Origin of the sequence: Ureibacillus sinduriensis BLB-1 = JCM 15800 (assembly GCF_000772955.1) — a bacterium.
Lineage (GTDB): Bacteria > Bacillota > Bacilli > Bacillales_A > Planococcaceae > Ureibacillus > Ureibacillus sinduriensis.
In genome coordinates this window covers 102,464-115,203 of sequence record NZ_JPVO01000053.1, presented here as the reverse complement: position 1 = coordinate 115,203, position 12,740 = coordinate 102,464, and the positions used below count along the sequence as shown (strand labels likewise).

The 12,740-nt window shown below is 40.7% G+C and carries 9 protein-coding genes; 1 reads left to right on the top strand and 8 read right to left on the bottom strand.

The features are described from left to right. Positions 1–156: 156 nt before the first annotated feature. Positions 157–1,545, top strand: coding sequence for an MFS transporter (locus CD33_RS13225; RefSeq protein ID WP_084591357.1), 1,389 nt, complete (start codon positions 157–159; stop codon positions 1,543–1,545). A 234-nt stretch (positions 1,546–1,779) separates the two neighbouring features. Here the strand turns inward: CD33_RS13225 and leuD are convergent, their stop codons facing one another. The 8 genes from leuD to ilvD form a co-directional block, all read right to left on the bottom strand. Then, positions 1,780–2,373 (bottom strand): 3-isopropylmalate dehydratase small subunit, encoded by a 594-nt coding sequence (gene leuD / locus CD33_RS13220; RefSeq protein WP_036201441.1) that lies wholly within the window; start codon positions 2,371–2,373, stop codon positions 1,780–1,782. A 20-nt stretch (positions 2,374–2,393) separates the two neighbouring features. Continuing rightward, on the bottom strand, positions 2,394–3,803 hold the full coding sequence (gene leuC / locus CD33_RS13215; protein ID WP_036201440.1) for a 3-isopropylmalate dehydratase large subunit: 1,410 nt from the start codon (positions 3,801–3,803) through the stop codon (positions 2,394–2,396). Positions 3,804–3,819: 16 nt separating this feature from the next. Further along, positions 3,820–4,917 (bottom strand): 3-isopropylmalate dehydrogenase, encoded by a 1,098-nt coding sequence (gene leuB, locus CD33_RS13210; RefSeq protein ID WP_036201611.1) that lies wholly within the window; start codon positions 4,915–4,917, stop codon positions 3,820–3,822. A 158-nt stretch (positions 4,918–5,075) separates the two neighbouring features. Continuing rightward, entirely contained in the window at positions 5,076–6,620 is a 1,545-nt protein-coding gene (locus CD33_RS13205; protein ID WP_036201438.1) for a 2-isopropylmalate synthase, read from the bottom strand. Then, complete coding sequence (ilvC, locus tag CD33_RS13200) at positions 6,620–7,633, bottom strand: ketol-acid reductoisomerase (RefSeq protein ID WP_036201436.1); 1,014 nt, start codon at positions 7,631–7,633, stop codon at positions 6,620–6,622. The genes CD33_RS13205 and ilvC overlap by 1 nt, the downstream gene beginning before the upstream one ends. A 98-nt stretch (positions 7,634–7,731) precedes the next feature. Further along, positions 7,732–8,247 (bottom strand): acetolactate synthase small subunit, encoded by a 516-nt coding sequence (gene ilvN, locus CD33_RS13195; protein ID WP_036201434.1) that lies wholly within the window; start codon positions 8,245–8,247, stop codon positions 7,732–7,734. After that, positions 8,244–10,016, bottom strand: a complete 1,773-nt coding sequence (gene ilvB, locus CD33_RS13190; protein WP_036201432.1) for a biosynthetic-type acetolactate synthase large subunit — start codon at positions 10,014–10,016, stop codon at positions 8,244–8,246. The genes ilvN and ilvB overlap by 4 nt, the downstream gene beginning before the upstream one ends. 445 nt (positions 10,017–10,461) lie before the next feature. Beyond that, complete coding sequence (gene ilvD / locus CD33_RS13185) at positions 10,462–12,132, bottom strand: dihydroxy-acid dehydratase (RefSeq protein WP_036201430.1); 1,671 nt, start codon at positions 12,130–12,132, stop codon at positions 10,462–10,464. Positions 12,133–12,740 lie beyond the last annotated feature (608 nt).

Here is a 12,740-nt window from a genome sequence, read left to right as displayed (position 1 = left end):
ATTCGGCATTTTTTCAGTTTAATTAAACAAATAATAACCTAATTATCTATATTTATCAAATAAGTTAAATTAAATTAAACTTACCGGTTGATTTTTTCCAAAGTAAGGAATATGATGAGTTTAATTAAATTAAACATAATGCGAAAGGATGGTCAAATGGCTGAAGGTATGAAACAAAGGCGCGCTACCTATCATTTATATACTTTTTTAGTAAGTAAAATGATTTCTTCACTAGGCGCCAATGTCTATTCGTTTGGAATGAGCATGTTTATCTTATCAATCACCGGCTCTGCTTTGAGCTTTGCAGCAAACTTGGTTTTTTCAATAATCCCCCGCGTCATTTTATCACCAGTTGCCGGGATATTAACCGATCGTCTCCCAAGAAAACTAGTGGTATTAATTGGTCAGGGTGGAGTTGTTTTATCAGTTACAGGGCTATTGGCATACAGTCTCATTTTCGAGTTATCAATTGCTGCTATTTATGTAACCACGGTATTTTATACAATTAGCAGCACTTTTTCATCAATCGCCTTTTCTGCTTCAATCTCTAACTTAGTCGATCAGGAAAGACTCCAAAAAGCGATGTCATTCAATCAAATGTCCCTGTCTGTTTCGGGAATCGGGGGTCCCATTGTAGGCGGGATGCTGTTTGGATTCGTGTCCATGGAAATGTTTTTAATTATCAACATCATTTCGTATTTGATCGCATTTTTATTGGAATCGACCATGAATTTCAACTTGTATTCAAAAGAGCGGAGTGAAAATAAAGATGAAGAGTCCATGCTCAATAGCTTTAAGGAGGGGGTTCGATACTTAAAAACTAAACCAGTCATTTCCCGCCTGCTCATGGTAGTTCTGTGGCTGAATTTATTTTTCACTTCTGTAAGTGTTGGAACGAATTTTATATTGGTGGAAGTTTTAAGTATGGAGTATTCTTTCATAGGAATTATTGAGGCCTCAGGAGCAATCGGCATGCTGCTTATTTCAGTCTACTTCGCTGCAAGATCAAACGTTAAGTACCCGTTACTATTTTCCAAACGTGCAGTTTTGGGGCTATCAATGCTTGTTGGAACGATTGCCATCCCGCTTATGTTCCATTTCCCAGAAACCTTGCTATTTGTCTACTTTTTAGCGGTAATGTTCTTATTCGGTAGTTTCACTGTTTTGACAAATACCCCTATCGGAATCATGATGCAAAAAGAGGTTGATGAACACTATCGCGGAAGAGTGTTTGGTATCCTTGAAATGATGGCCATGGGACTAATGCCTATTGGTTCCTTGATATTCGGCATACTTTATGATTTTGTTCCGGCAGAAATCATTCTAATAGTGTGCAGTGTATTATTGGTAATGATCACTTTACTTTTGCTTCCTTCCTCCATCATTAAGGACGTTTATCCTGAATTGGAAAATGAGAGAAAATACATTAAACCAACCTCTGAGAAAAATGCGGAAATGCTGGCCAAAAAAGAGTTGATCAATCATTATCGGGAAGATATAGAAAAACAAAAGCAATTATCGAACCCAACTGCGATTCGATTCTAAACTAAAGCCACTTCCCTTTAGATAGTGTGAAGCGACTTCAAACTGTTGAATACGCTTTCATATTGGTTGATTGTCTCGTACGTCCCGTGTGTTTTATTCTATTCGGGTTTTCACTCGACTGACCTCCTTTCCTGCCTAGCATCTCCAAAACAATCTGGGTAATCATACATTTAGGAGAATAACCTAAAAAAACGTGTAGACAAAGTGGAATACCAACTTTGTCTACACTCTAATTTATTGAAATACAATCCGTTTTTCTTCATACGCTTTAATCTGATACTCATATTGGAAAGTAAGTGAAATCTCATCCCAGCCATTTAGAAGCATTTGTTTGTAGTAAGGATCGATGTTAAAACGATAAACTTTCCCATCTGATGCCGTTACAGTTTGGGACTCCAAGTCGACTTCCACATTATAAGGAGTTTGTAGTCCTTTTGCCAGAAGTTCATCACACTCGGTTTCTGATAACTTGATAGGTAAAATTCCATTCTTGAAACAATTATTATGGAAAATATCCGCAAAACTTGGCGCTATTACCACCCGGAATCCGTAGTCCAAAATAGCCCACGGCGCATGCTCCCTCGATGAACCGCAACCAAAGTTATCTTGCGCAACAAGTATTTGTGAACCTTTATATTCTGGTTTGTTTAAAACGAAATCTGCATTCGGTTTGCCATCTTCATCAAATCGCCAATGATGGAATAAATAACGACCAAAACCGGTACGTTCGATTCGTTTTAAAAATTCTTTCGAAATAATTTGGTCTGTATCGACATTTTTTCGATCTAACGGTGTAATAATACTATTCACAATATTAATAGGTTCCATTTATCCTCACTCCTACCCTCTTAAACTTCTTGAGTTGCATAATTGCGTACGTCGACAAAGTGACCTTCGATAGCGGCGGCTGCCGCCATAGCAGGACTAACTAAATGTGTACGTGCCCCAGCACCTTGGCGACCTTCGAAGTTACGATTGGATGTAGAAGCACAACGTTCCCCTGAAGGAACTATATCTTCGTTCATTCCAAGGCATGCGGAACAACCTGATTCACGCCATTCAAAGCCGGCTTCCAAGAATATTTTGTCCAGCCCTTCTTTTTCAGCTGCTGCTTTTGTTGAGTAAGAGCCAGGTACCACGATCGCTTTCACACCCGGAGCCACTTTTTTTCCTTCTATTATACTTGCAGCCGTACGCAAGTCCGATAGGCGAGAGTTTGTGCACGAACCGATAAATACATGTTGTATCTCAATAGAAGAAATAGGTTGCCCTTCTTTTAATCCCATATAAGAGAGTGCTTTTTGCAGTGCAGCTTTATCTGATTCCGATTCAAAATCTGCCGCTGATGGAACAGTTTTCGAAACACCAGAACCCATTGAAGGGTTTGTTCCCCAAGTAACAATCGGTTCAATTTCCGATGCATCGATTTCCAGCACCACATCATATGAACAACCTTCATCCGAAGCCAAACTTAGCCAGTAATTGGCTGCTGTTTCAAAGTTTTCGCTTTTTGGAGCGAAACGGCGGCCTCGAATGAAATCCACAGTTGTTTGATCTGGCGATATCAGTCCTGCTTTTGCCCCTGCTTCAATTGACATATTGCAGATAGTCATTCGTTCTTCCATTGTCAGACTGCGTATTGCCTCGCCCGTATATTCAACTATGTGACCGGTACCTACACCAATCCCCCATTTGGCGATAATCGCCAAAATGATGTCTTTCGCTGAGACACCGACACCCAATTTGCCATTCACACGGATTTCCATTGTTGGCGGCTTTGTTTGCCATAACGTTTGAGTAGATAATACGTGTTCAACTTCCGAAGTTCCGATACCAAAGGCCAAAGCGCCAAAAGCACCGTGGGTTGAAGTATGTGAGTCTCCGCAAACGATTGTTTTACCAGGCTGCGTCAACCCTAGCTCCGGCCCAATCACGTGTACAATACCTTGATCTGGATGTCCCATATCAGCAAGCTGGATTCCGAATTCTTTCGCATTTTCAGCTAATGTCATAATTTGTTTTTTCGCAATCGGGTCATTAATGATCGGCAGATTTTTTGTTGGCACATTATGGTCCATCGTTGCAAAACAAAGATCTGGCCGACGCACTTTACGCCCCGCTAAACGAAGTCCTTCAAAAGCTTGAGGAGACGTAACTTCATGAATTAGATGAAGATCAATATAAAGCAAGTCCGGTTTCCCAGCTTCTTGATGGACGATGTGTGAATCCCAAATTTTTTCTATGATATTCTTTGCCATTTACCTTCACCAACCCTTAAATATAAGATTCCATAATACTATCTGCGACAAAATTTGTATCAATCTCAGCGATCACTTTATCCGTCCATTCATCTGTCGTTAATGCGCGGGCTTTATCTTTCACTAAATCAGCTGTGAAGTAGCCATCATCAAATACACTGCTTACGGCACGTTCAATTTCTGCCGCTTCATCTTGAAGATTAAAAGAATACCTTAGCATCATTGCAACGGAAAGAATGGTCGCTGCTGGGTTTGCAATTCCTGCGCCTGCGATTTCAGGAGCAGAACCATGAACAGGCTCATAAAGTCCAAAATTATCACTGCGAATGGATGCAGAAGGCAACACTCCCAGTGAGCCGGTAATAACAGAAGCTTCATCACTCAAGATATCTCCGAACATATTATCTGTTACCACAACATCATAATGCCCTGGATTTGTTATCAACTTCATTGCAACAGAGTCAACCAAATTATGTTCGACTGTCACTTCCGGGTATTGAACTTTTTTCTCTTCTACAATTTGACGCCACAGTCTGGAAGTTTCCAGAACATTTGCTTTATCAACAGAGCAAAGCTTCCCTTTTCGTACTTTTGCCAGAGCAAATGCATTATCAACAATTCGTTCAATCTCTTCCCGAGTGTATACGTTCAAATCACTTGCCTCTGATTGAGTTCGGTTTTTTTCACCGAAGTAGATACCTCCAGTCAGTTCGCGCACAATCATTAAATCGACATGTTCTGCCACTTCGCGCTTCAATGGAGAGGCATCAAGCAAGCTCGGGAATGCCTTAACCGGTCTCAAATTTGCATATAAGTCAAAGGTTTTACGAATTCGAAGCAAACCAATTTCAGGACGTAATTCAGCAGGATTGTTATCCCATTTCGGACCTCCTACCGCTCCTAGAAGAATGGCATCACTTTCTTTGCACATTTTAATCGTTTCTTCCGGAAGTGGATCATGGAATTGGTCGATTGCCGCTCCACCGATTGCTGCATAACCCAGTTGGAAATCATGTTTGTATCTTTTTGCGATGACTTGTAAGACTCTTACCGCAGCTGCAACAACCTCTGGTCCAATACCGTCTCCAGGAAGTACCGTTATTTTCTTTTCCACCTGCAACAACACCCTTCTTTGCTTTATCGCTAAAATGTTAGTTGAAAGAAATGCCATCAAAGCTTAATCTTTGATGGCGTCTCCTTTTTAATTGAATTCAAAATTCTTTATAGCAAATTCGATAATCAACAGCCCTTGTCTTACTAGAGACAATCGATTTAGACCTCTGCAGTTTGTTTTCCTCGAATGCTTTCTTGAATAAGATGGCGATTGATGGCATTTAAATACGCCTTCGCGGTTGCTTCAAGAACGTCCTGAGAAGCATCACGACCAGTTGAGGTATAGCCGTTGTATCGTAAATTCACGACTGCTTCCCCAAGCGCATCTCTACCTTTACTTACCGATTTCACACGGAAATCTAGGATATTGACTGTGCCATTCACCAATTGCTCAAGTGTATTGCAAATTGCTTCGACTGATCCGGAACCAGTGGCAGCCAAAGTTTTCAACTCTCCTTCCGGCGTTACTACAGAAGCAGTCGCGGTAGGAATATTTTCTGTACCATAAGAAACTTGAACTGATTTCAATTCGAATAATGGCACATCTTCGACGGAAACCTGCTGCTCCGTCAGTAATGTCATTAAATCTACTTCCGTAATTTCCTTTTTGCGGTCAGCTAGTTTTTTGAATTCCTGGAAGGCTTTATTTAGTTTTTCGTCCGATAGGTCAAAGCCCATTTTTTCGGCGCGATCGCGGAATGCAGCGCGACCGGAGTGTTTACCCAGCACTAAAGGAACTTCAGCTTCTCCGACTAGTTCAGGTGATATAATTTCATAAGTTTCTTTATTTTTCAGGACACCATCTTGGTGTATGCCTGATTCATGTGCAAAGGCATTTTTCCCTACTACCGCTTTATTTGGCTGAATGACAACGCCCGTTAATCTGCTGACCAATTGGGAAGTTCGTTTGATTTCTTTAAGGTTCAATCCAGTTTCCACTTGGTAGAAATCATTTCTTATATGCATGGCAACACCGATTTCCTCTAATGACGCATTACCGGCACGTTCCCCAATCCCATTGATTGTACATTCAACCTGGTCAGCACCATTTTGAATCGCAGCAATTGAGTTGGCTACAGCCATTCCTAGATCATCATGGCAGTGTGCCGAAAACTTCACTTTTTCTGAACCATGGACATTTTCACGCAAGAATTTGAAAAGTTCTCCATACTCTTGTGGTGATGCATAGCCAACAGTATCAGGCACATTGATTGTTGTTGCTCCAGCCTCAATGACTTTTTCAATAATGCGGACTAAAAATTCCCGGTCTGAGCGGAACCCATCTTCGGCAGACCATTGAACAAGCGGGAACAATTTCTTTGCATACTTCACAGCTTCAACCGCTTGTTCGACAACCTGGTCTGGCGATTTTTTCAATTTATATTCCATATGAATCGGACTTGTCGCCAAAAATACATGAATATGAGGTTGTTCGGCTTCTTTTATCGCTTCCCAAGTGGCATCAATATCACTTTTCACACAGCGTGCAAGACCAGTAACAATGGAATTCTTTACTGTTTTTGCAATTTTATTGACCGCTTCGAAATCGCCCGGGCTTGCTGCTGGAAATCCTGCTTCAATAATACTGACACCTAGGCGTTCCAGTTGCTTGGCAATCTCAATTTTCTCTGCTGTATTCAAGTTAATGCCGGCTGATTGTTCTCCATCACGCAGCGTTGTATCAAAAATATCAATCTTGCGCACTACTTAATCACCACTTTTTTCTTGCCTTCATTGATGAATGGCATCATTTCACGTAATTTAGCCCCAACTTGCTCGATTTGGTGATCTGCACCCGCTTTTTTGTATGCGGAGTAACGTGGTCTACCAGTTTCGTTTTCTTTAATCCAATCTTTCGCAAAGGTACCGTCCTGGATATCAGTTAATACTTCTTTCATGCGCGCTTTCACTGATGAATCAATGATACGGGGACCTGATACATAATCTCCCCACTCGGCTGTGTCGGAAACGGAGTAGCGCATTGTTTCCATACCACCTTCGTAGATTAGGTCTACAATCAGTTTTAATTCATGTAATGTTTCAAAATAGGCTAATTCCGGTTGATAGCCTGCTTCTACTAATGTTTCGAAGCCTGCTTTGATTAGTTCAGTTGTTCCTCCACAAAGAACCGCTTGTTCCCCGAAAAGATCAGTTTCTGTTTCTTCTTTGAACGTAGTTTCCAACATTCCCGCACGAGCTGAACCGATTCCTTTGCCGTAAGCCAAAGCCAAATCGCGCGCTTCACCAGTAGCATTCTGATAGATTGCAAATAACGCAGGTACCCCTGCACCTTGAACATAAGTACGGCGAACTAGGTGTCCGGGACCTTTTGGGGCTACCAAGAAAACGTCCACATCAGATGGCGGTACAATTTGGTCGAAGTTAATATTGAAACCGTGCGCGAACATTAAAGCTTTACCTGGTTCAAGATTTGGAGCGATTTCTTCCTCATAAACTTGTTTTTGTCTTTCATCCGGAAGCAAGATTTGGATGATATCTGCTTCAGCAGCAGCTTCAGCGACAGTTTTCACTTCCAACCCATCTTCCTTAGCTTGCTCAAAAGATTTACCAGGACGAACTCCAACTACTACATTAAATCCTGAATCCTTTAAGTTTTGTGCGTGTGCATGACCTTGTGAACCATAACCGATGATTGCGATTTTCTTTTCCTTTAATGGAGCCTCATTGATTTCGTTTTGATAGTACATTTTTGTCATTTTCATTTCCTCCTAATATTGGGTTCTATTTTTTTAATGCTAGATAACACGCTGTAAAACGTGTCATCGATATATCCTAACTATCAATTAAGTAACAGTTACTTAAGAATAGAAAGTTGCGGTGTTTCAACTGGTTGAGTTTCACGAACAGATGCCGTAACACCTGTTCGAGTCAGCTCCTTGATGCCATACGGTCGAATCAATTCAATAAAAGCATCGATTTTGTCAGGTTGACCGACTACTTGATAGGTGACAAAATTTTTGGAAGTATCAACAATTTGTGGTCTAAAAGGATCCACGATGGAGTTCATTTCATTTCTGAGATTAGCCGGAGAAACAACTTTAATTAAGGCTAATTCTCTTAAAACAATTGATTTTTCAGTAATATCGTTTACTTTCAAGACATCAATTTGCTTGGATAATTGCTTGATTAACTGCTCCAGCTTTGTTTCATCTGCAACGTGGACAACAAACGTCATTTTTGATATATTTATTTGTTCTGTATGACCAACCGTGATTGATTCAATATTAAATTGACGTTTCATCAAAAGACCCGTCACTCTGTTTAGTACACCGCTTTGGTTTAAAACCGTAACTGTTATCACTCGTTTCAAAATTTCTTCACCCCTACAATATCATCCAGAGATTTTCCTGCTGGTACCATTGGATAGACGTTTTCTAATTGTTTCACTCGTGCATCAATCACTACAGGCTCATCAGAATTTAATGCCTCTTCCAAAATCGATTGTGCTTCTTCCATCGTGTTAATGCGGTAACCTTTTACTCCATAAGCTTCTGCTAATTTAACGAAGTCTGGTTGAACCGGCATTAGACTTTGGGAATAGCGTCCGTCATAGAATAATTCTTGCCATTGGCGCACCATGCCAAGTGCACCGTTGTTGACAATGACAACTTTTACCGGCAAGTTATATTCATTTAGCAAAGCAAGTTCTTGTAGCGTCATTTGAAAGCCGGCATCACCACAAAACGTAATTACTTTTTTATCAGGTTTGGCAAATTGAGCACCAATTGCGGCTGGGAAGCCAAAGCCCATCGTTCCAAGCCCTCCGGAAGTAACCCATTGATGATCATGATTCAATTTATAATATTGAGCAGCCCACATTTGATGCTGACCTACATCGGTAGTTACTACTGCATCCCCATTAGTGATGGAGTGGACCATCTCGATGATTTGCTGCGGCAAAATTTCATTTTCATCCTCTACATACCAGTAAGGAGTGTCTTGTTGTTTTTCGTTTAAGTAAGATAACCACTCCGACGTATCCGGTCCATCAAAATCATTCTTTAAAAGGGCTTTTAAAGCTTCTTTCGCATCGGCAACAATTGGTATATCGGTTGGTATATTCTTGCCGATCTCAGCAGGATCGATATCAATATGAATGATGGTTGCTTTTGGAGCAAATAGCTTTGTATCCCCTGTGAGACGATCATCGAACCTGGCTCCGATATTGATGAGCAGATCCGCTTTTTGTATCGCATCATTTGCAACAGCAGCGCCGTGCATTCCTGCCATTCCAAAGTTTAATTCATGTTGTCCGTGGATACTTCCCAAACCGAGCAATGTGTTGATAACAGGTAATTTGTACTTTTCAGCAAATTCAGTTAATTCATGACGTGCATCTGCAAATAAAACACCTGCGCCTGCTAAAATCAATGGTTGTTTTGAGCCGCCGATAGCCTGGATTGCTTTTTGAATTTGCAGGAAATTTGGCTTTATATTCGGCTGGTAACCCGGTAAATATAATTCTTCTTCCCTATTTGCTTCGGCCAATGCCTCATCGAAGATCGAAGCGGATATATTTTTAGGAAAGTCAATCAAGACAGGACCTTTGCGGCCACTGTTTGCAATATGAAATGCCTCTTTAACAATCCTCGGAATGTCGTTTACATCTTGGACTTGATAATTATGCTTCGTAATGGGTGTCGTAATGCCCATGATGTCCGCTTCCTGGAATGCATCTGAACCAATAACGTGTGTAGCTACTTGGCCAGTAAAAACTACCAATGGAATTGAATCGATCATCGCATCTGCAATCCCTGTTACGAGGTTTGTAGCACCGGGACCGCTCGTTGCGATGACAACCCCCGTTTTATTTAGAACACGGGCATAACCTTCTGCTGCATGGATTGCACCTTGTTCATGACGTGTAAGAATATGCCGTATTGGATTTCTGTACAGTGCATCATATACATGCAGGACGGCACCACCAGGATAACCAAAAACAATGTCGACATTTTGATCATGCAGTGCTTGAATTAAAATATCTGCACCGTTTCTCGGTTTATTTTTTTCTTCACTATGCATTTGACTTGTTTCAGTTTTATCTGTTTTTTCATTTGTTGTGGATACGTTAGCAGCCATTTGTTAACTCCTCCCTTAATCTTAGAAAAATAAAAAAGCCCTTTTATCCAACGCAAAGAAAACCTTTACGTAGGGATGAAAAAGACTTTCATGGTACCACCCTTGTTCATAGCTAAAAAGCTACCTCGTGAATAGCAGGATTACCTATCTGTACTGAACATTTTAAATAGATAAAAAATTCAGTATGCAACCAGATTAGGCAGACTATTCATTGATAACGAGCATTTCGAAATATGCCCGGAGCTATCTAATGGCTTAAGCGTTTAATAGCTCACTCCGAGGGGATGTCGAATATAGTTGTATCGTCGGCTTCCAGCAATACCGACTCTCTGGTAGATACAAGGCTCTATACCCTTTTACCTCATCATCGAATTCAATCTATTCATTTACAACTTTATAAGCATCACTTTAATCAATTATACGATTAAAACTTTAATCAGATGAATTATATTTTCATTACGCCGCCTTTAGAAGCGTTTGTTACAAGTTTTGAATATCTTGCCAGCCAACCAGTTTTAATTTTTGGCTCAAATGGCTTTAAGCTCTTACGACGTTCAGATAATACTTCTTCTGATACATCTAAATTTATCGTTCTGTTCGGCAAGTCAATGATAATTTTATCACCGTTCTCGATTAGTGCAATTGGACCGCCTTCAGCTGCTTCAGGTGAAATGTGACCAATTGAAATACCACGGGATGCCCCGCTAAAACGTCCATCTGTAATCAAAGCTACCTTCGTTCCCAAGCCGCGCCCCATAATTGCTGATGTTGGCGCGAGCATTTCAGGCATACCCGGTCCACCTTTTGGCCCTTCATAGCGTATGACAACCACATGCCCTTCTTTCACTATCCCTTCATCTATTGCGGCTTGTGCTTCATCTTGCGAATCAAACACAATAGCATCTCCAACAAAAGTTTGGATTGAAGGATCAACAGCCCCTACCTTAATAACAGAACCTTCAGGTGCAAGGTTGCCAAACAGCACCGATAAACCACCGACTGGACTATATGGATTATCTACTGTACGAATCACTTGGTCATTCGTTATCCTATGGTCTTTCACAAGTTCACGCATTGTTTGCCCAGCCACCGTAATTCGATCTGGATGAATTGCTCCAGGTATCTTTGTTAACTCATTGATGATAGAACTGACACCGCCCGCTTTATTTATATCATCCATTGAAATATCGGATGCGGGCATAATTTTAGCCAAGTAAGGAACACGTGAAGCAACCGCGTTAATATCTTCCAGGTTGTAATCTATTTCCGCTTCGTTTGCAATCGCTAAAGTATGGAGAACCGTATTGGTGGATCCACCCATTGCCATATCCAAAGCAAAAGCATCGTCGATCGCCTCTTTAGTGATGATATCTCGAGGCTTAATATCTTCTTTGACCATGCGGACCAATTGTTTGGCCGCTTCTTTAATTAGTTCATGGCGCTGTTCACTTGTTGCCACAATCGTACCGTTCCCGGGAAGAGCTACCCCAAGCATTTCCATTAAGCAGTTCATTGAGTTGGCTGTAAACATCCCCGAGCAGGAACCGCATGTTGGACATGCATTATTCTCGATATCCAGCAACTCCTCAGCAGACATGTTACCGGATTTATGGGCTCCTACCCCTTCAAAAACAGATGTTAAAGATAGTTGCTTGCCTGAAGCGGAAACCCCCGCTTCCATAGGTCCACCTGATACAAAGATGGATGGTACATTTGTACGTACAGCAGCCATAAGCATTCCTGGTGTAATTTTATCGCAATTTGGTATGTAAAATACCCCATCAAACCAATGTGCATTAATGACTGTTTCAGCCGAGTCAGCAATTAATTCCCGGCTTGGCAATGAATAACGCATACCAATGTGGCCCATCGCAATTCCATCATCAACGCCGATCGTGTTAAATTCGAATGGAATTCCACCTGCTTCAATAATCGCTTCTTTTACCACATCCGCAAACCCACGTAAATGTACATGTCCTGGAATGATATCGATATATGAATTGCATACACCGATAAATGGCTTTCCTAGATCTTTAGCCTTCACTTTCCCTGTAGCATATAAAAGACTACGGTGAGGAGCACGATCAACCCCTACTTTAATCATGTCACTTCTCATTTTGAAACGCCCCTCATGAATATCTATTACTTTAAAAAGAGATAGATAGAATTATTGTTTAAATCAGCCACTATTGTCTTACTTGATTTTGTTCGTTTTCCAATTAACGAACTTCTTAAATTGTTGCTATCATAGTACAAAAAAGAGTGCATAGTCAATATGATTTTTGCAATTATTTATAAAATTCTAAAAATTCATAAATAATGAAATCGTTTACATACTTGCTATTGTATATATTTTTCTGTTTTAGTTAATTTTTTCACAAAATTGCAATAAATACTTTTACCGTGAACTTCCATACACGTACTATTGTTCATTGCGTTTTTAAAATCGACTTTAGTACCATAGAGGTGTAAGATTCCAAAGTCTTCGTAATTAATAAAGCCTAGCTATGCTAAGCTAGGCTTCAGACTGTTGCCAAACGCTTTCATCCTGCGTTAGTTGTCTCGTTCGTCCCCTCATGAACGTTTTGTTCTATTCATCTCTTCACTCGACTGCCCGCCTTGTCTGCCAAGCGTTTTCAAGACAGTCTGGATAAACTTTCATTGAAGGAAAAATCCTAAAAAAACGTTTAGTCAAAGTCGAAGATCGACTTTGTCTAAACGCTG